At 59.9% G+C, this 19,680-nt stretch carries 15 protein-coding genes and 1 pseudogene; 10 read left to right on the forward strand and 6 right to left on the reverse strand.

The genetic code is table 11. The features are described 5' to 3' along the window. Positions 1–10 precede the first annotated feature (10 nt). Both L0Z65_RS12805 and L0Z65_RS12810 read left to right on the forward strand, forming a co-directional pair. On the forward strand, positions 11–631 hold the full coding sequence (locus L0Z65_RS12805; RefSeq protein ID WP_405108159.1) for an HAD family hydrolase: 621 nt from the start codon (positions 11–13) through the stop codon (positions 629–631). Then, a complete protein-coding gene (locus tag L0Z65_RS12810) occupies positions 628–1,548 on the forward strand; it encodes an ornithine cyclodeaminase family protein (protein WP_405108162.1) in 921 nt (306 codons plus the stop codon). The genes L0Z65_RS12805 and L0Z65_RS12810 overlap by 4 nt, the downstream gene beginning before the upstream one ends. A gap of 18 nt (positions 1,549–1,566) precedes the next feature. Here L0Z65_RS12810 and L0Z65_RS12815 read toward each other — a convergent pair whose 3' ends face one another. Then, positions 1,567–2,808 carry an MFS transporter gene (locus L0Z65_RS12815; protein ID WP_405108165.1) on the reverse strand — a complete coding sequence of 414 codons (1,242 nt, stop codon included), beginning with the start codon at positions 2,806–2,808 and terminating at the stop codon, positions 1,567–1,569. Positions 2,809–3,032: 224 nt separating this feature from the next. Between L0Z65_RS12815 and zapE the strand changes: the two genes are divergently transcribed. Then, positions 3,033–4,103 (forward strand): cell division protein ZapE, encoded by a 1,071-nt coding sequence (zapE, locus tag L0Z65_RS12820; RefSeq protein WP_405108168.1) that lies wholly within the window; start codon positions 3,033–3,035, stop codon positions 4,101–4,103. Between the two features lie 127 nt (positions 4,104–4,230). Here the strand turns inward: zapE and L0Z65_RS12825 are convergent, their stop codons facing one another. From L0Z65_RS12825 to L0Z65_RS12840, 4 genes and pseudogenes are all read right to left on the reverse strand, one after another. Next, positions 4,231–5,499 carry a bifunctional folylpolyglutamate synthase/dihydrofolate synthase gene (locus L0Z65_RS12825; RefSeq protein WP_405108171.1) on the reverse strand — a complete coding sequence of 423 codons (1,269 nt, stop codon included), beginning with the start codon at positions 5,497–5,499 and terminating at the stop codon, positions 4,231–4,233. A gap of 95 nt (positions 5,500–5,594) precedes the next feature. Next, the gene (gene accD / locus L0Z65_RS12830) at positions 5,595–6,539 is read right to left on the reverse strand and encodes an acetyl-CoA carboxylase, carboxyltransferase subunit beta (protein ID WP_040171652.1); all 945 of its coding nucleotides are present in this window, start codon (positions 6,537–6,539) and stop codon (positions 5,595–5,597) included. A gap of 62 nt (positions 6,540–6,601) precedes the next feature. Then, complete coding sequence (locus L0Z65_RS12835; RefSeq protein WP_405108175.1) at positions 6,602–7,522, reverse strand: CPBP family intramembrane glutamic endopeptidase; 921 nt, start codon at positions 7,520–7,522, stop codon at positions 6,602–6,604. Further along, positions 7,512–10,732: pseudogene (locus tag L0Z65_RS12840) on the reverse strand (ABC transporter transmembrane domain-containing protein). The gene L0Z65_RS12835 and the pseudogene L0Z65_RS12840 overlap by 11 nt, the downstream one beginning before the upstream one ends. 257 nt (positions 10,733–10,989) lie before the next feature. Between L0Z65_RS12840 and L0Z65_RS12845 the strand changes: the two are divergent. The 3 genes from L0Z65_RS12845 to L0Z65_RS12855 all read left to right on the forward strand — a co-directional run bounded on the left by L0Z65_RS12845 (position 10,990) and on the right by L0Z65_RS12855 (position 12,977). Then, a complete protein-coding gene (locus L0Z65_RS12845) occupies positions 10,990–11,634 on the forward strand; it encodes a hypothetical protein (RefSeq protein WP_405108178.1) in 645 nt (214 codons plus the stop codon). Between the two features lie 182 nt (positions 11,635–11,816). Continuing rightward, positions 11,817–12,578 carry a DUF6478 family protein gene (locus L0Z65_RS12850; RefSeq protein WP_096870357.1) on the forward strand — a complete coding sequence of 254 codons (762 nt, stop codon included), beginning with the start codon at positions 11,817–11,819 and terminating at the stop codon, positions 12,576–12,578. A gap of 21 nt (positions 12,579–12,599) precedes the next feature. Further along, positions 12,600–12,977: a hypothetical protein gene (locus L0Z65_RS12855; protein WP_405108181.1), complete on the forward strand. Its 378-nt coding sequence runs from the start codon at positions 12,600–12,602 to the stop codon at positions 12,975–12,977. A 61-nt stretch (positions 12,978–13,038) separates the two neighbouring features. On the opposite strand, the gene L0Z65_RS12860 is transcribed toward L0Z65_RS12855, so the two are convergent. After that, the gene (locus L0Z65_RS12860; RefSeq protein ID WP_096870355.1) at positions 13,039–13,971 is read right to left on the reverse strand and encodes an ABC transporter ATP-binding protein; all 933 of its coding nucleotides are present in this window, start codon (positions 13,969–13,971) and stop codon (positions 13,039–13,041) included. Positions 13,972–14,042: 71 nt separating this feature from the next. Between L0Z65_RS12860 and L0Z65_RS12865 the strand changes: the two genes are divergently transcribed. The 4 genes from L0Z65_RS12865 (at position 14,043) to polA (ending at position 19,545) form a co-directional block, all read left to right on the forward strand. Further along, positions 14,043–14,225, forward strand: coding sequence for a zinc-finger domain-containing protein (locus L0Z65_RS12865; RefSeq protein ID WP_096870354.1), 183 nt, complete (start codon positions 14,043–14,045; stop codon positions 14,223–14,225). A gap of 210 nt (positions 14,226–14,435) precedes the next feature. Next, positions 14,436–16,112: a diguanylate cyclase domain-containing protein gene (locus L0Z65_RS12870; RefSeq protein ID WP_405108186.1), complete on the forward strand. Its 1,677-nt coding sequence runs from the start codon at positions 14,436–14,438 to the stop codon at positions 16,110–16,112. Beyond that, a complete protein-coding gene (locus tag L0Z65_RS12875) occupies positions 16,030–16,491 on the forward strand; it encodes an EAL domain-containing protein (protein WP_405108189.1) in 462 nt (153 codons plus the stop codon). The genes L0Z65_RS12870 and L0Z65_RS12875 overlap by 83 nt, the downstream gene beginning before the upstream one ends. 240 nt (positions 16,492–16,731) lie before the next feature. Beyond that, entirely contained in the window at positions 16,732–19,545 is a 2,814-nt protein-coding gene (polA, locus tag L0Z65_RS12880) for a DNA polymerase I (RefSeq protein ID WP_405108192.1), read from the forward strand. Positions 19,546–19,680: the final 135 nt, after the last annotated feature.

The raw sequence follows: 19,680 nt of genomic DNA on the forward strand, positions 1-19,680 counted from the left end.
AGAGCTGAAGATGACCATTCAAGCCGTCGTTTTTGATATCGGCCGTGTGCTGATCGAATGGGAGCCCGAGCGCTTTTATGATGCCAAGATTGGCAAAACCCGTCGCGAAGCCCTGTTTCGCGAGGTCGATCTGCATGGCATGAACCTTGGCATAGACCGAGGTGATGACTTCAAAGGCGCGGTTTACGCGCTTGCCGATCAGCACCCCGAATGGGCTGAGGAAATTCGCCATTGGCACGACAGCTGGCTCCAGATGGCCAGCCCTGAAATCCCACACTCCGTCCGCCTGATGCGCGCGCTGCGGCAGCGCGGCGTACCGGTGTTTGCGCTGACCAATTTTGGCGTCGGCACCTTTGATCTGGCCAAGACCACCTACCCGTTCTTCAACGAATTCGATCAGGCTTTTGTGTCTGGTCGTTTGCAGACCCTGAAACCGGAAGCGGAGATTTACGCCCATCTGGAGCGCGACACGGGCGTGGCACCAGAACGGCTGCTCTTCACGGATGACCGCCCCGAAAACATCGAAGCCGCCGCCGCACGTGGCTGGCAGACCCATCTCTTTACCCACCCTCAGGGGTGGGCCGATCGACTGGTCTCCGAGGGCTTGCTGACAGCGGAGGGCGCCCGATGACCACGATCCTGCAGATCCCCTTTGATCAGGGGGAAGCCAATCTTGACTGGCTGTCATTCTGCGACGCGCTTGCCGCCGGTCACCAGTTGCAGAAGGCCGAGGTCACCGACAGTTTCCTCTATCGGGGCAACGACACGCTGCTCAATCGCGCGGCCTGGATCGATGGTCTGGGTCTGGCGGTCAAAAGTGCCACAATTTTTCCCGGCAACCCGGATCGGGGCCAGCCAATGGTCAACGGCGCTGTCTGTCTATATGCGGATCAGTCCGGCATGCTGGAGGCTTTGGTCGATTTCCATCTGGTGACCAAATGGAAAACCGCAGGGGACAGTCTTTTGGGCGCTCTGCGATTGGCCAACCCTGACAGCCGAGAGATCCTGATTGTTGGGGCCGGGACCGTTGGCGCATCGCTGATCGAAGCCTTTGGGACCGCCTACCCCAAGGCACAGCTCCGCATCTGGAACCGCACCGGGGAGAAAGCCGAAGCGCTGGCCGACCGTTATCCAAACGCCAAAGTTGCAACCGATCTGGAAGTTGCCGTGCGGGCGGCTGATATCGTCGTGACATGCACCATGTCCTCCAGCCCTGTCATCAAGGGCGCGTGGTTGCGACCTGGTCAGCACCTGAACCTGATCGGCGCCTACCGTCCAGATATGCGCGAAGCCGATGATGAAGCGTTGCAACGCGCGGACATCTATTGCGACAGCTTTGACACCACCTTAGATCACATCGGTGAATTCAAGATCCCTCTCGTACAGGGAGTGATCAGCCGCGATGACGTGCGGGCAGATTTCTACGATCTGACGGCCTTCCCCCAGTTCGATCCTGCCAGGATCACCCTGTTCAAAAACGGGGGCGGCGCCCATATGGACCTGATGACCAGCCGACACATTCTGGACCGCTGGCAAGGGGGAACATAGTCTCCCGCCGCGCCACCATCAGGCGGCGGTCAGCACAGTGCGCGGATGCTCACGGATCGGCAGGTGGACAATGGCGCTGAAGGCTCCGATCCCAACGCCGATCCACCAGACCAATGTGTAGTCACCATAGATGTCATACATCCGTCCCCCCAGCCATACGCCAAGGAAACTGCCCAGCTGGTGGCTGAAGAACACAATCCCATAAAGCGTGCCCATATAGCGCAGCCCATAAAGATGTGCGACCAAACCGGAGGTCAGCGGCACCGTGGCCAGCCACAGAGACCCCATAACGATGGAAAACACGATCACAGTGACTGGCGTGATCGGCACAAGGATGAAGGCCGCCGCCGCAATCGTACGGCCGGTATAGATTGCCGCCAGAAGATATTTCTTGGAGTACCGGTTGCCGAGCCAGCCCGCCAGCAACGTCCCGCCCACATTTGCCGCCCCTATCAGTGAAATCGCCACCGCCCCAAGCGCCGAGGTGGAGGTGATCCCGATGGAATACAGCGCACCGCCCGGCAGGATCGGTCCGCACATCTCTGTCACAAAGGCCGGGAAATGCGCGGTGACAAACGCCAGTTGATAGCCGCAGCTGAAGAAGCCAAGGAAAATCAGCGTGTAAGAAGGATCCTTGAACGCCTTCTTCAGGATCGCACCCATGCTCTCTTCCAGCTCAGCCTTAGAGGCCGCCTCAGGCGCCCGCATCAGCGGCAATGTTGCAATCAGCGCCAGAACTACGCCCGCGAACACCAGAAATACGCTCTGCCAGCTGAGGAATGTCAGCAGCCACTCCGCAGTTGGAGCGCCAAAGATCTGCCCGGCAGACCCCGCCGCCGTCACAATGGCCAGCGACATCGACCGGTTCTCATCCGAGCTGGCACGACCAACCACGGCCAGCACAACACCAAACCCTGTGCCTGCAATGCCGAAGCCCACCAGCCATTCATAGGCCTGCATCTCAAACGGTGTGGTGGCCCAGGCGCTGAACACCAACCCGGCAGCATAGACCAGTGCCCCGATGATGATCGCCTTGCGGTCGCCGATTTTCTCGGCAATCGCGCCAAAAATCGGCTGGCCGATCCCCCAGGCCAGGTTCTGAATGGCAATCGCCAGCGAGAATTCAGACCGCAACCAGCCGAACTCCTCGGCAATGGGGATCTGAAATACCCCAAAAGACGCCCGCACAGCAAAGCTGACCATGATGACGACACAGCCAACGATCAGAACGGGGGTGAACAGCGGGGCAGATCGGGTCATGGGCAGGCTCCTTCGCCGGGATATGTCCGGCCAGACGACGGTACGGAAAAACCACATCCGGTCAAATCAGGATTTTTGCGAGAATAGGCAAGAATAATTGATGTGTGAGCCACTCCGCTTTCCAAATGGCTCGCCCCCCGGTCACAGCGCCTGCCAGGCAAGCCCGTAGGGACCTGTCGGGACATCTCTTCCCATCCGCAGCCCTCCACGCTATCCCTTGCGGCATGACCCATCTGACCGCGCTCTATCAGCAGAAAATCGACGCAGGCCTGTTGAAACCGGATCCAGCACAGGAAGCTGTGCTCCCCCATTTCGACCGCATAGCCGAAGGTCTCAAAGCCCCCCCTGTCAAGCGGGGCCTGTTTCGCAAGGCCACCTACGAGACGGTGAAGGGGCTGTATCTCTGGGGCGGGGTCGGGCGTGGCAAATCGATGCTGATGGATCTGTTTGTCGACAGTCTCCAGGATATTCCATCGCGCCGCGTACATTTCCACGCCTTCATGCAGGAAATCCACGGCAAAATGCACGAGGCGCGCCAACAAGGGGTCGAGGATGCCCTCGCACCAGTCGCGGCAGAAGTGGCCGGATCGGTCCGGCTCTTGGCCTTTGACGAGATGCAGATCACCGATATCACCGATGCAATGATTGTTGGGCGGTTGTTTGAGGCCTTGTTTGCCGCCGGTGTCACCGTGATCACCACATCAAACCGGGTGCCGGACGATCTTTATAAGAACGGACTGAACCGACAGCTGTTCCTACCCTTCATTGATCTCATCAAGCAGCAGATGCAGGTCCATGAGATGGTCAGCCCGGTCGACTACCGTCAGGATCGGCTAACTGGGGCGCAGGTCTATTTCTCGCCGGTGAATGCCGAGGCCAACGCAAAGATCCGCGCGATCTGGGAGGATCTCTCCGGCGGCCCCGCCCTTCCCCTGACGCTGGAGGTCAAGGGGCGCGAGGTCACTCTGCCAGCCTTTCGCAACGGGGTGGCACGAGCCGGGTTCTACGATCTGTGCGGCAAGATGCTGGGGCCTGGCGACTATCTGGCCATTGCGGAGGTTGTCAAAGTTCTGGTTCTTGAGGACATCCCCCGCCTGTCGCGTAACAACTTCAACGAGGCCAAGCGGTTCGTGACGCTCATTGATGCACTGTATGAGGCAGGGGTGCGCCTGATCTGTTCCGCAGCGGCAGAGCCAGAAATGCTCTATGTTGAGGGCGAAGGCACGTTTGAGTTTGAACGCACCGCCTCGCGTCTGCGGGAGATGCAGGACAAGGACTGGGGTCAGCAGAGCTGAACGAAGTGGTGGAAACGGGCGACGTTGTCGGGGGCGCTGCCCCCTCGAAAGCAGAGCTTTCTCACCCCCGGAGTATTTTGGGAAAGGTGACAGGCGGGGTACGCAGCAGGCATCCCGGCTTTCAGCGTCACCCGTTGTCGCGCAGAATATGACCTGCCAGATAGAGCGAGCCGCAGATCAGCACCCGTGCGTGCGGATCCTTGGCGATGATTGCCTGCAGTCCCGCGATTGTGCTCTTTGCCGTTCCTGCTGCAATGCCCACGGACTTGGCGGCGGCTTCGGTCTCTTCGGCGCTGAGCGTATTTAACTCGTCCGGGATCGAAATCGCCGTGAGGCTTTCAACATGCGGGGCCAGCGGGGCCATATAACCGCTTACGTCCTTGGTGTTCAGCATGCCGCAGATCAGATGTGTGGGCCGCGCGGGCAATCCCGCCAGCACCTCCGCCAGCGCAAGACCTGCCGCCGCGTTGTGGCCGCCGTCCAGCCACAGCTCTGCCTCGGGTGCCGCATCCACAAGTGGACCCTTTTTTAGCTTCTGCATGCGCGCAAGCCATTCGGCATTGGCCATGGCCGCCTCGCAGGCCGCCTCATCGGCGCCCATGTGGCGCAGAACAGCCAGCGCGGCACCCGCGTTCTGAATCTGATGCGCGCCCAGCAAGGCAGGCAGCGGGAGATCCAAGAGCCCGGCCCCATCCTGAAACACCAGCCGTCCGCGTTCCTCCCAGACATGCCAGTGTTGGCCATAAGCGATCAATGGCGCGCAAAGACGGGCGGCGGTGGCCTCGATCACCTCCATCGCTTCCTCTGGCTGGGGGCCAACCACAACCGGCACGCCGCGTTTGATGATGCCCGCCTTCTCCGCAGCGATCTTGGCCAGCGTATTGCCTAGGAACTGTTCGTGATCAATGGAAACCGGAGTGATCACCGAGATCTCAGGCGTGATGACATTGGTTGCATCCAGACGCCCGCCAAGGCCGACCTCCAACAGCGTGTAATCCGCAGGCGTGCGCGAAAACGCCAGAAGGCCCGCCACCGTGGTGATTTCGAAATAGGTGATGTTCTCGCCGCCGTTCTTGGCGTAGCACTCGTCCAGCACCTCGGTCAGATGCGGCTCGGAGATCAACTCCCCCGCCAACCGGATGCGTTCGTGGAACCGTGCCAGATGCGGCGAGGTATAGGCGTGGACGCTCTTGCCCATCCCCTCAAGGCCCGCCCGGATCATCGCCTGGGTAGAGCCCTTGCCGTTAGTGCCCGCCAGATGGATCACCGGCGGCAGCTTGTCCTGTGGATTGTCCAGGGCCGCCAGCAACCGCCAGACCCGGTCCAGCGTCAGATCAATGATCTTGGGGTGCAGCGCCATCATGCGGGCAAGGATCGCGTCGGAGGTCTGGGTCATTTTGCGGCTCACTGATGTAGGCGATTTTACGAGGGCAATATAGAAACGGCCCGCGCGCAGGACGAGCGGGCCGTAATATCACAATTCTAGCAGGATCAGGTCCCTGATACCGGTGCGTCTGCGGCACCGTTGGCATCATTCGCGGCCTGCTCGCTTTCATCCGGTGCAGGCAGGTCGCCAACAATCTGCGGTGGCAGACCCAGAAGCATCCGGGTGATCTTGATCAACTCTTCCCGCATTTCGGTGCGCGGTGTCACGCGATCCAACATGCCGTGATCCAGCAGGTATTCGGCGCGCTGGAACCCTTCGGGCAGTTTTTCGCGAATGGTCTGCTCAATCACGCGCGGACCGGCGAAGCAGATCAATGCGTTGGGCTCAGAAATATGCACATCCCCCAGCATCGCATAAGAGGCGGTTACCCCCCCGGTTGTCGGATGGGTCAGCACCACAATATAAGGCAGACCTGCCTCTTTCAGCATCTGCACCGCAACCGTGGTCCGGGGCATCTGCATCAGCGACAGGATTCCCTCCTGCATGCGCGCGCCACCAGCGGCGGAAAACAGCACCAGCGGGCGTTTCAGTTTCACGGCCTCTTCAGCAGCGGCAATGATCGCGTTGCCAACATACATGCCCATGGATCCCGCCATGAAGGAGAAGTCCTGCGCGGCGGCTATGATCGGGGTCCGGCCAATTTCACCGGCGGCCACCAGCATCGCCTCTTTCTCGGAGGTCGTCTTCTGCGCTGCTTTCATCCGGTCGGGGTAGCGTTTCTGATCCCGGAACTTCAGCGGATCCGCCAGTGGCTCAGGCACGGCAACCTCGGTGAAGATGCCACCATCAAACAGCGCCAGAAAACGGTCGCGGGGCGTGATGTGCATGTGATGCCCGCAGTTGTTGCAGACATTCAGATTGTCGCTCAGCTCGCGGTGAAACAGCATCGTGCCGCATTCATCGCATTTGCGCCAAAGGTTCTCGGGAACTTCGCGGCGCGAGAAGATCGAATTGATCCGCGGCCGGACGTAGTTGGTGATCCAGTTCATAAGCCATGCCTTTGTAGGGGCGGTTTGGACCTTCAAATAAGGCCCCGCGCGTCTAAATGCAATCAGCGCCGGATGGCAAGCCGCGCAACCAGCCAGCAAAGCCCCACAACCGCGAAGTCGAGCCACAGCATCTGCCGCAATATGACAGGGTCAGACAGCTCAAACGGCACCAGAAAAAGGGCCAGACCAGACAGGCTGGTTGGAGAGCCAAACAGCAGGATCGCAATGATGTTATTGACAAAATGGACGGCCATTGCTGGCCCCAGCGTGCCCGCACGCGCGGTCAGATCGGCCATCAGAAGACCAAATCCGCCAGCCCAAAGCGCAATCAGAGGCGCATTCACCCCCGCGTCCTGCGGCACATAGTGACCCACCGCAAAAATCGCAGATGGCACCAAAAGCCAGATCAGCGGGTGCAGACCCCGCGCAGCAAGTGTCTGCTGAAGATAGCCGCGAAACAGGATCTCCTCTGCACTGATCTGTATAAAGATCGCAATCAACGCCAGCGGCAGCAGGCGTAGCCACTGATGCAGCGCAAGATTCGGTGTCAGATCTGAAATCACGCCAGCGTCAAGACCACCCGGCAGGATCAGCCAGAGCAGCGCCAGCGCTGCCATCAGACTGGCGAGACGCAAACAGGTGCGGCCAAACTGTTGCAGAGCCAGCGGCATGGGGCCGATCACGCTGCCTAAACTACGCCGATGCAACAGCCGCAGTGTACAGGCGACAGCGATGGTCACACAGAGAAAGCTACTCAGAAGCACCAGCATCGCGACCGGCGATCCACCGGCTGGCAAATCGCGGACCCACGTGCCCGGAAAGGCTGCGATCAGCGTCTGTACCGCGACAGCGGTCAGCGCATAACTCAGCACGCCAATGAGAAGCAGACGCAGCACCAGGCGCCAGAGTTGCGGCGCAGACCGCGCCGGATCGACCAGCAGGTCATGGGCGGCATAGGCGGGTGTCGCGGGCTTAGTGGACATTGCCGGGCCGCTCCTCCGCGACGATCGCGGCAGCTGCCACCGCTGGTGTGTCACCGCCGGTGACATTCTGATCCGCTGCCCGTGCCACGCCTGCGACCTGCACCAGGTGCCGCGAGACAGTCTCCAGCAGTTGCACGGCAACGCTGCAGCATCAGCCTCGATCACAGCGCGGTATTCTTCGGCACCAATCCTGAGAAAACGGCAATCCTCCACCGCGATCAGATCAAGTTGCCGTGTGTCGCGCAGGATCACGGCCAGATCCCCGATCAGCCGCCCCGGTTCAATCTGCGAAATCGGTGTGCTCTCCGCAGTGCGGTCCGGCCAGAACAAATCCGCCTTGCCGGACAGGCAGAGGAACACCGCGTCGTCGGCGTCTCCATATTGGAAGACGTAGTCGCCCTTGGCCACATCATGCCAGCGCGCCGAGAAGGCCAGCAGACGCTGGTTTCGTGCATCCAGTTTCGAAAACAGCTCTGTGCTCTGGATCAGTTCGAGCCGTTTGCCCAGATCGTTTCGTGCAGCACTCTCCATTGGATCGGTCAGATTGCCCTCAACGCCATCAATCCGGCCATTCTGGATTTTCACAAAAATATCATAGCGTTCCGGATGGTTGAACTGGTCCTCCAGAAACAACATCGTGGCATTTGGCATCAGCTTGGAGAGCCGCTCGCGGGATTTGAGCCTGCTGGCGCTGTCATGGCTCGCCAAGGCGCGGTCCAGAATCAGGATATCGGGCCGCTTGATCGCCGCCCGGGTAAAGGCCGCGCGTTCCTGAAACACAGGTTCCAGTGCAGTTCCGCCCAGTCCGGCGGGCAAGTCATAGAGGATCAGCGCCAGACGCTTGCGCAGCCCGTGTTCTTCCAACACTTCGGCGACCAGATCCTCGACCTGCTTGGCCTTGGCCCCCGCGCTGAGCGACAGCCGCCCATAGAGCACGTTTTCCAACACGGTCAGCAGCGGCAGATAGGCGTCCGGCGTAATGGAGACAAAGAGATCGCCCAATTGCGCCTGCAGCGCTGGTGCCACATCACGTCGCATATCCAGGATGCGCTGCTTGAACCGCTCTGGAAATGCTGTGCCGATCTGCTCCTCCGAGATCAGAAACGGCACCGAGGCCAGCAGAACCCGTTCGTCCTCGCGCAGCCCGGACACACCCAGCGTGGCCTGGCGGTCGGCAACCTCGGCGATGCGTTGATACAACCCCTCGTCCAGCCCAAGCCGTTTGAACAACGGGTGATTTGTATCCTCCCGACCAAAGGTCTGCCGCAGGGTGTCCATCACCCCAAGACCGAAGGTGATCACGTCTTGCTGCAGGCCATGATTCCGCAACGCGCTGATAATCGGCCCGTCTTCCGCAATCAGCTCCTCGGGCGCAAGCGGGCGGGTGGGCGCCGCAAAAAGGATATTACCGCCGAGCGGAACCGCTGGATTGAACACCTCCGGCTCAAACCGATGTACCACATCGGCAAGACCCGCCCGCGCCAACCGCTCCGCCACAAGAGGGCGCAAGGCAATGATCTGCTGCACAAGGCCAAGATGCGGACCAATCTGAAACCGGGTGTGGAGGGTGCGACGGAACAGCTGCTCGTCGATGCCCATCGCCTCGACCAGCTGAAACCACCAGTCACGCAGTTCGCTTTCGGATCCAAGCCCTGCCAGCGCCGGGTTGATCCAATCCGCAGCCAGCGGATCCGGGCTGTTTCCGGCGCGGCAAGCTTCGGTCATCACACGGCTTTTGCCACGGGATTCGCTGCCTGCAGGCATATGCGGTTGATCGCGCAGCGACATCAACACATTGTCGCCAAGTGAGCCGTTGAACAGATAGGGCCGCGAATAGGCATAACCGACGCGCGCCGCGATCACCCCCTGATGCAGCTGGTCCAGCCGATGCCCTGCAATCGTCACCGACCCGCGAAACGGCACGACCTCCCGCGTCAGCAGTGCTGCAAAGGCCGCGCGCTCCGCCTCGCTGCTGCTCTGGATCGCGACACGCCCACCGGGGGGATCGTCAGTGACAAATCCTCCAGCACCATATTTCCGTCGGCATCTTTCACCGACACATTGCGCAGTTCAATGGCGCCGCGCAGATGCGGGATATCCGTCGGCGTGCCCTCGATCAGTTCCTCCGGGATCATGCCCTTGGGCGCGAAACGGTCGGTCATGATCGACCAGCGCAGGCTCATATCCTGCACCTGATTGTAGTAGGTCAGCAGCTCCCGCCATGGGGCTGACAGATCTTTGTAAGCGGCCAAGGCGGCCACCAATGCGCCCACCGTGATATCGCCGCGGATCGCCAGCACACCAGCCGGCGGAATAAAACACAAACGGCGTCAGGTGACCGATCATGTTGTTGAGGAACTTCATGAAGTATTTTTTGGTGTAGATCCGCCGTCGAATATCGAACAGCCGTCCCAGACGTGCCGATATCTGCGCCAGCCGATACCGGCGGCCACCATTGATCCGCAGATCCCCGATCCCAGCGGCGGTTTCGCCAATCTCAGCTGAAAAAGCCCGCACCTCCTGGATGCGATCCTTGTTCAGCAGGTTGATCTGACGTTGCAGCATCGGGATCAGCCAGGCCTGCAACGGGATCAGCGCCACCGAGGCCAGTCCGAACCACACGCTTTGCATGAAGAGAAACGCGACAATCGTCAGCATCTGCCCGGCCTGAAACACAGGCTGCGCCACGGCGTCGCCCATCAGACCACCCATCGGTTCTGATTCCGAGGTGATCATGGAGACCAGCTCACCCTGGCTGGTGGTCCGAAAATACGGCGCTGGAAAGCGCATCATCCGGTTGATCAGCGTGTACCGCAGGCGCCGCAGCAGACGTTCGGCGACAATGCCCTTCATGGTATTAAGACGCATCTTCAGCAGGCCACTGATCAGAACCGCCGCTAAAAACCCGACACAAAGCAAGAGCAGATAGTCGACCTGCCCGATCTGCTGCCCCAGAACCTCAACCTGATCCATCGGCGCACCGATAGCGTCGTTGATAATCCGCTTGGGCAATTCCAACGCCGCATAGAGGAAGGGGAACGTGACCATGGTCAACGCCAACAGACCTATCTGCTGGCGCCGCGAATAGGTCCAGATGAATGAAAACAGGGTGGATTGCATCCCCTGCTCCTTTTGCGTGTCGGAGGATCTTAGCGAGAAATCGCTTGCTGGCTGTGCAGCGGTCAGACCGTAATCATTGCCCCCTGACATTACAAGGCAACACCCGGTCGACTTTTGCGTGAGATGCTTGCTCCGACAGGCCCCTCGGACTATGCCAAGGGAGAGCAGGACAACGACAGGCAGAGACCACTGTGACCATCGTAAGCAACGGAAAGAAAGCAACTATTCAGGATGGAGAACAGGCTGAACGACAAGCGGAAAACGGGTATGTCTCTATTCAAGCGGGCAGATCCAACTGTGGCTTTTCTACCGCCTTTGCACAGTGGCTTTGCAGTAGCGCACAGCGGATGTCATCAGCGATTAGGCGATGCGGGCTGGTACGACTGGCGCTGATGGTGGTCGCCCCTCTCGCGCTGGCGGGATGCACTGCCGGAACCGGCGCATCACTGGTCGCGGGTACTGCTGATCCTCAACCCGGCGATATCACCCGCATGAGCTTTGCCAGCGACACCATTCACCTGGTTCCGCCAACCGGATTTTGCATCGATCCCCGCATGACCGGCCACCGGGCCGAAGGGGGCTTTGCCATCGTGGTCCCTTGCTCCAGCCTGCGCCCCGGCCCGTCAGGCCGCAACCGCGCCTTGATTACGGTCGCTGTTGGACCCGCCGGGTCGGCGGATGAAGCCCTGACCAGCGCGGATCTGTTGAAAAATGCGCCCGGCGCGCGGCTGCTGACAGAGCGGAACGATATGATGCTGCCATTGGTCAAACTGAACATGCCGGATCACCGCGCCCGAGGCGCCAGCCCGGTCCATTGGCGCGGTGCATTTGTGCTGAACGATCAACTGGTGGCGCTTGCGCTTTATGCCCCCGGCGGCAGTCGTAACCTCGGCGGGCGCGGCGCCCGACTGCTGAATGAATTGACCGCAAAAACGCTTGAAGCCTCCGTAACTGCAGATCTGCCCCCCAGCCCCGATGCCCCCGCGCAATAGTGCCCCGTATCCGGGCTGAAAACAGGTCGGCGCCCCCGCCAAGACCATCGCCCGGCAAGATTACCGGCCCTGAGGTTTGTCAGCGCCCATCGCTTTGGCTAGGGTCAGAAAAAACAATACGCATGTCGCCAGGTGTTGCATCGCGCCAAAAATGACAGGGCGCAGGACAGGATATTGAGCCTATGGGCAGGACGATTGAAAAGCTGCTATTCAAACGCGTGCTGAAGCGATGGCGACGCCTTGCGCAACAGGCCCCCAAAGCATCACTCAGCCGGTTGAGAGAGCAGCGCAATCGCGCCAGAACACTGCGCCTGCATCTCGATCGGCTGATTCATATTGCCGAAAGCCGGCTGGCACTGCCGCAAATCGGCTCCAACGCCTTTCCGCGCCCCCATGGCACAGACTGGGGCTGGCGCCCCGAACTTTGGCGCGGCCCGCTGCCTGTTCCCGGTGCCTCCGCGGTTCCCAGCAAGACCCGGCTCGGTGATGAGGTGCAGCTGTTTCATGACTGTGCCGTCTCGGAACTCACCCTGCGCCAGCTGCGCAACAACCGCGAGGAAGACCTCGCCCCCTATGGCGTCCGCCTGGATGTGTTCCGCTTTGACGGCTCATTCCTGTCGCTTGTCATTGAGCTGCCGCAAGAGGTGACCCACGGGCTAAGCCGCGATCATCTGTTACGGGTGGATTGCACGGTGGAAACCGAAAACCCGATTGAAATTTTCGCCCGGCTCAACATCAAGCATGGCCCGAACACCGAACAGATGGTGCGTGAGATGCCTATGGGCGACAAGCGAACCCATGTCGAATATGACCTCGCCTACGCCGACCTGAACGAAAAACGCGTCGAGCGGCTGTGGCTGGAGCTGATCTTTGAAGCTCCGGAAATGAACCAGGTGACCCTGCGCGATCTCACCTTATCCCGCAGCCGTCGCGCCAGTCTATAATCCACCTTCGAAAGGCCCGACATGAGCCAGCTGACATTGACCAAAATTCGTTTTCGCGACGGCCTGTGGGAGGGGCGGATCGCAGGCGCAGGAGCTGCTGGCGCCATGCCTGCGATTGAGGTGCGGCACCTGGACCGTCTGGTGCCAAATGTCACCCTTGAGGAAAGTGACACCGCCAACGAATGGTCCCTCACCATTCCAATTCCAACCGAAGCGATTACCGATGGTGTCCAGAGTTTTGTGATTTATGATCTGACGACCGATGCAAAACTCGGCGATTTCACCCTCATCTGCGGCGAGTTGACCGGTGATGATCTGCGGGTTGAGGTGGAACTGCTGCGCGCCGAGCTCGACATGCTGAAACGTGCCTTCCGCCGTCACTGCGTCGAAACACAATGACGGCTCGCACGAGGAAAACTAGGCTCTAACAAGGGCAGAATGCTGACGCGCCACCGCGCCATCAGCTCCGCGATTTTGTCAGCGCCAGAAACACATCTTCCAGATCGGCCTCTTCGGTTTTAACGTCCCGGATCGAAATCCCGGCCTCACGTACCGCCGACAAGACCTCTTCTGCGCTTGTCTGATTGCCGTGGTAGCGCAGGATCACCGCACCATCGCTGCGCAGCTCCGATGCGATCCCATCGCCCACCGGCAATGTCGTCACCGGATGCGCCGGGTGGACCACCATCGCCTTTGCATCCAACCGTCCCAGCAGATTTGCCGTGGTGTCACGCGCCACCAGCTCACCCTGATTGATGATCGCGATTTCATCACACATTTCCTCGGCCTCTTCGAGATAATGCGTGGTCAAAATGATGGTCATGCCTTGCGCGTTCAGCTTGCGGATATTCTCCCACAACATCTGGCGCAATTCGATATCCACACCTGCCGTTGGTTCATCCAGCACCAGGATATTGGGATGATGAACCAGCGCCTTGCCCAGCAGCAACCGCCGCTGCATTCCGCCCGACAGGGTCCGGGCATAAGCATGCGCTTTGTCCTCCAACCCGACCATGCGCAGAATATCATCACTGCGGCGTTCGGATTTCGGCACCCCGTACAATCCGGCCTGCACCTCCAGCGCCCCACGCGGGCTGAAGAACGGATCCAGGTTCAACTCCTGCGGCATCACCCCGATGGAGGCACGGGACTGGCGCGGATTTTCATCCTGATCGAAACCCCAGATCGTGACCTTTCCCGCCGTTTTCAGTACCAGCCCGGCCAGGATATTGATCATGGTGGATTTACCGGCGCCGTTGGGGCCGAGAAGACCAAAGACCGATCCACGCGGAATGCTCAGATCCACGCCTTTCAGCGCCTCTTTGGCAGGTTGCCCCCTGCGGCCCTTGTAGGTTTTCTGCAAACCTTCGATACGGATTGCGTCCTCAGTCATTGCGGCCCTTGCCCCCGGTTTTCCCTTGGCTCATAAAAGCCACTAACTGATAACCAAGAGGACCGCCAGAGATGACCATCGAAGCGCCGGAAACCAAGATCGTGGACAGCTACCGCGTCGCCTGCGACGGCAGCGAAGGTGCGCTGGGACATCCGCGGGTCTACCTGCAAATCCCCGAGGCCGAAGGCTTTGTCGAATGCCCCTATTGCGATTGCAAATTCATCCATAAGGACGCTGTGGACAAGCAAGCGTAACGGCCTGCCACGCCTCTCTGTTCTGACAAGACGCCGCCAACCTTGGCGGCGTTTTTCGTATGCGCATATTCTCAGGCCCACCATCAAAAATAGACGCCGGTTGTAACGAATTTGAAGCATCAAGACTGCAACGATCAGGGCATGGTAGCGGTTTCTTTACGATGATGATGCACAGCATAGAGGGTGTATCTGCTACTACCGGAGATTGAGATGTACAGCGTCGTTCAATGCATTACGCAAGAACACAGCCTGGGCCTTGTGGCCGTGGCTGCGCTTGTCTGCGTCATCGGTTCCTGCCTGTCGGTACAGATGACCCAGCGCCTCGGCCGGACGGCGGGCACGCGCAAACTCGTCCAGCTCGCTCTCACCAGCCTGATCAGCGGCGGCACCGTCTGGACCACCCATTTCATCGCCATGCTCGCCTTTGATCCCGGCTATGCGCATGGGTATGACCCGCTGCTGACCGGGGTATCGCTTGCGGCTGCGGTTGTGGGCATGCTCATGACGAATGGCGTCTACGCATTTGCACATTCGACCAACTATCGGGTTGCAGCCAGCGGCGCGATGTTTGGTCTCAGCGTTTCAACAATGCACTATCTCGGGATGAGTGGGTATTTGCTACCGGGAGAAATCGTCTGGCAAACCACCCCGTTGATTTCGTCAATTCTGCTCGGCGCGGCGCTGGGGGTGGCGACCTATGAATATCTGACACGCTATGCAACCGGGCGGCACTGGATTGTCGCAGTTGGCCTGATGACACTGACGATCTGCGCCATGCATTTCACCGGGATGTCGGCGATCACAGTGCAACTCAGCCCGCTCTATTCCGTCCCGCCGGAAGTGATTTCTGACGCGACACTTGGCTTGTTCGTGCTGGGCACGATGGCGATCATCCTGATGATCGGTTTTGCGGCACTGAGCATTGAAACCAATATGGAGAGCGAGGCCCGCAATCAGCTGCAGCACGCCGCGTTGCATGACCCGCTGACCGGCCTGCCCAACCGGATGGCCCTGACGCGCAAAATGGCCAGCCTGACCGAATTGCTGGAACGCGACGAGACAGAGCGCGTGGCCGTGCTGACCCTGGATCTCAATCTTTTTAAAGAGATCAATGATCTCTACGGGCATTCTGCCGGAGACTCGGTTTTGACGACGGTGGCAAACCGGCTCAACTCCGTGCTGGAAAAAGACGAGTTTATCGCCCGTGTCGGCGGGGATGAATTTGTCGCTCTGAAGCAGGGGTTCCGCCGGGTCGATCAGGTACTGGCCTTCGCCGAACGGCTGCATGCGCTCACCGTGGAACCGGTGGATTTTGACAACACATCGGCCATTATCGGGGTCGCGATCGGCGTTGCCACCAGCCTGGAAGACGGGCGCGATATCCGTGACCTGCTGCATAAATCGGACGTGGCGATGTATCGTGCCAAGGCGGACGCCGACCGGCATATCTGCCTGTTCAACGCCCAGATGGAGAAACACAACCGCGCGCGTCTGGAACTGGTCAGCGATCTTCGGCAGGCCTGTATCGCAGGGGATCAGTTCGAACTGGTGTATCAGCTACAGAACGATCTCAGCTCCCTCGCACCCGTCGGTTTTGAGGTGCTGCTGCGCTGGAATCACCCCACGAAAGGCCGGATTTCTCCGGACACATTCATCCCGATTGCTGAGGAGACAGGCTTGATCCGTGACATCGGTCTCTGGGTTCTGCGCACGGCCTGTCAGGAGGCCAGCAGTTGGCCAGGGAGTTTCAACATCGCCGTCAACGTCGCTCCGCAGCAGTTGATGCAGCCGTCCTTTGTTGAACATGTTTCGGACATCCTGCTGGAAACCGGCCTGCTTAGCCGAACGGCTCGAACTGGAAATCACCGAGGCCAGCATCATCGATGATCAGGTCCATACGCTAAAGGTCATGCAGCAACTCAAGACCATGGGTTTGCGCATTGCCATGGATGATTTTGGCACCGGCTATTCCTCGCTGGCGATGCTGCAGACATTCCCTTTCGACAAGATCAAGATCGATCAGAGCTTCGTTCAGAATGTGCATAACGACGCCCAGCGGGCGGCCATTGTACGCTCGACCCTGCTGCTCGGCGCGGCATTGAACATCCCCGTGCTGGCCGAAGGTGTCGAAGTCGAAGACGAGCTGCAGTTTTTGCGCGTGGAAAAATGTTCTTCGGTTCAGGGGTTCTATTTCGGCAAGCCAATGACCCGCGACGAAATGCGCGAAGTCGTGCAAGCACATCAGCCGAAAAAGAAAACCGCCTGAGGCCAAACCTCTGAATGTGATCGCCACAGCACCGGGGCCAGCGCAACTCTGCGCCCTTGCCGCGATGCTGGATTTCACCGCATCAAACATGGCAGCGGGATCATCAGCAGCGGCACTCTCTCATGACAGCGAAATGCGCCTTGCGCGTTTGACGGCGCCACGACGGACACGAAACGGCAATTGCTCTCGCTCGCGCGATCACCGATAACGGGGACAACGCGAAACACCGGAGCATCGGCCATGACAACCACCCCCTTTGGCACCGGCTGCCACCTGCATCTGATCGACGGATCGGCCTTCATCTTTCGCGCCTATCACGCGTTGCCGCCCCTCACCCGCAAATCCGACGGGCTGCCCATCGGCGCTGTGGCGGGCTTCTGCAACATGTTGCACCGCTATGTTGAGGGCAACACCGGCCCGGACGCGCCAACCCATGTTGCGGTGATTTTCGACAAGGGATCGCACACCTTCCGCAATGATCTTTATGATCAATACAAGGCCAACCGCGAAGCCATGCCCGAGGATCTGCGCCCGCAGATTCCGCTGACCCGCACCGCCACTGAGGCGTTCAACATTGCCTGCAAGGAACAGGAAGGGTTTGAGGCCGACGATATTATCGCCACGCTTGCCTGCCAGGCCCGCGATGCAGGCGGCCGGGTGACGATTATCTCCTCTGACAAGGATCTGATGCAGCTGGTCGGCGGTGGGGTCGAAATGCTGGACGCGATGAAGAACAAACGCATCGACAGCGATGGTGTCTTCGAGAAATTCGGTGTCGGTCCGGACCGTGTGGTGGATGTCCAGTCGCTTGCCGACGACTCGGTCGACAACGTGCCCGGTGCGCCAGGGATCGGGATCAAGACAGCCGCTCTGCTGATCAACGAATACGGTTCGCTGGAGGACCTGCTGAACCGCGCTGAGGAGATCAAACAGCCCAAGCGCCGCCAAACCCTGATCGAAAACCGCGCGCAGATCGAACTGTCAAAGCAGCTCGTCCAGCTGGACAACAATATGGAGCTGGATTTCACACTGGATGATCTGGGCGTGCGCGACCCAGATGCGAACCAGCTGCTCGACTTTCTGGCTGAGATGGAATTTCGCACTCTGTCCAAGCGTGTCGCCGATCAATTGGGTAAAGAGGCGCCAGCTATTGTGGACGCCCCCGCGCAAAGCGCTGACACCGCCGAGGCGCCGACCGTGGCGGATATCCCCTTCGACAGCGGCAGCTATGAATGCGTCCGTGACGCCGAGACGCTGAAAAAATGGGTGACCCAGATCCGCGAACGCGGCTGGGTGGCGGTGGACACGGAAACCACTGGTTTTGACGAGATGGTGGTGGATCTTGTGGGCATCTCGCTCTGCGTGGAACCGGGCCGCGCCTGCTACATCCCGCTCACCCATAAATCCGGCAGCAGTGATGATCTCTTCGGTTCGGACGATCTGGCGGACGGGCAGATGCCGCTGCAGGACGCACTTGATCTGCTAAAGCCCGTGCTTGAGGACGACAGTATCCTCAAGATTGGCCAGAATATGAAATATGACGCCAAGATTTTTGCCCGCCGGGGCGTCAATGTGGCGCCAATCGATGACACGATGCTGATGTCCTATGCGATGCACGCAGGCCAGCACGGGCACGGCATGGACACGCTGTCGGAACGCTATCTGAACCACACGCCGATCCCGATCAAACCGCTGCTGGGCACCGGCAAATCCGCAATCACCTTTGACCGCGTGCCGATCGACGATGCCGTCGCCTATGCCGCTGAGGACGCCGATATCACCCTGCGTTTGTGGCAGCTGTTCAAACCACAGCTGCATCAGGCGGGCGTCACCACGGTTTACGAGACGCTGGAACGCCCGCTGGTGCCCGTGCTTGCCCGGATGGAGCGCGAGGGTATCAAGGTAGATCGCGATACGCTGTCGCGCATGTCCAACGCTTTTGCCCAGAAAATGGCTGGGCTGGAGGCCGAAATACATGAGCTGGCCGACCAAAGCTTCAACGTCGGGTCCCCCAAACAGCTGGGCGAGATTCTGTTTGATAAGCTTGGCATGGAGGGGGGCAAGAAGGGCAAGACCGGGGCCTATGCCACCGGGGCGGATATTCTTGAGGATCTCGCCACCGAACACGCCCTGCCGGGTCTGGTCTTGGACTGGCGCCAGCTGAGCAAGCTGAAATCGACCTATACCGATGCGCTGCAGGATCATATCAACGCCGAAACCGGGCGCGTTCACACCTCTTATGTGCAGACCGGGGCGAACACCGGGCGTCTGGCCTCGACCGATCCCAACCTGCAGAATATCCCCATCCGCTCCGAGGAAGGACGCCGCATCCGCGAGGCCTTTGTTCCGGAGGAGGGCAATGTGCTGCTGGCGCTGGACTACAGCCAGATTGAATTGCGTATCCTCGCTCATGTCGCCGGGATCGATACCCTCAAACAGGCCTTTGCCGAGGGGCAGGACATTCATGCGCTGACCGCATCAGAAATGTTCAACGTCCCGCTGGAGGAGATGACACCGGACATCCGCCGACAGGCCAAGGCGATCAACTTTGGCGTAATTTATGGCATTTCCGGCTTTGGTCTGGCGCGCAATCTGCGCATTCCCCGGGCCGAGGCGCAGGGCTTCATCGACCGCTATTTTGAGCGGTTCCCCGGCATTCGCCGCTATATGGATGAGACGGTTGCCTTCGCCAAGGAGCACGGTCATGTGCAAACCCTGTTCGGGCGCAAGATCCACACGCCGGAGATCTCCGCCAAGGGACCGCGCGCCGGCTTTGCCAAACGCGCCGCAATCAATGCGCCGATCCAGGGCACCGCAGCCGATGTGATCCGCCGCGCGATGATCCGGATGCCTGCTGCCATCGCTCACTTGCCTGCACGGATGCTGCTGCAGGTGCACGACGAACTGCTGTTCGAGGTGCCAGAAGCCGCCGTGGAAGATACCATCGAAACCGCCCGTCGCGTGATGGAAACAGCGGCAGACCCGGCGGTTCATCTAGACGTGAAACTGGTGGTGGATGTCGGCAGGGGCCAGAACTGGGCAGAAGCCCACTAAGCGGCCTGCCCCATCGCACCGACATGGCTGGCTTCCGCTCCTTTTGATCGGGGCGGCAGCGGCGTGATCCAGGCCTAACCGGGCAAGGCCAGCCATCGGCCGGGGCCGCAACGCGCCATGCCCCGGCATGGCGCC

The organism is Phaeobacter sp. BS52 (assembly GCF_045040595.1).
GTDB lineage: Bacteria > Pseudomonadota > Alphaproteobacteria > Rhodobacterales > Rhodobacteraceae > Phaeobacter > Phaeobacter piscinae.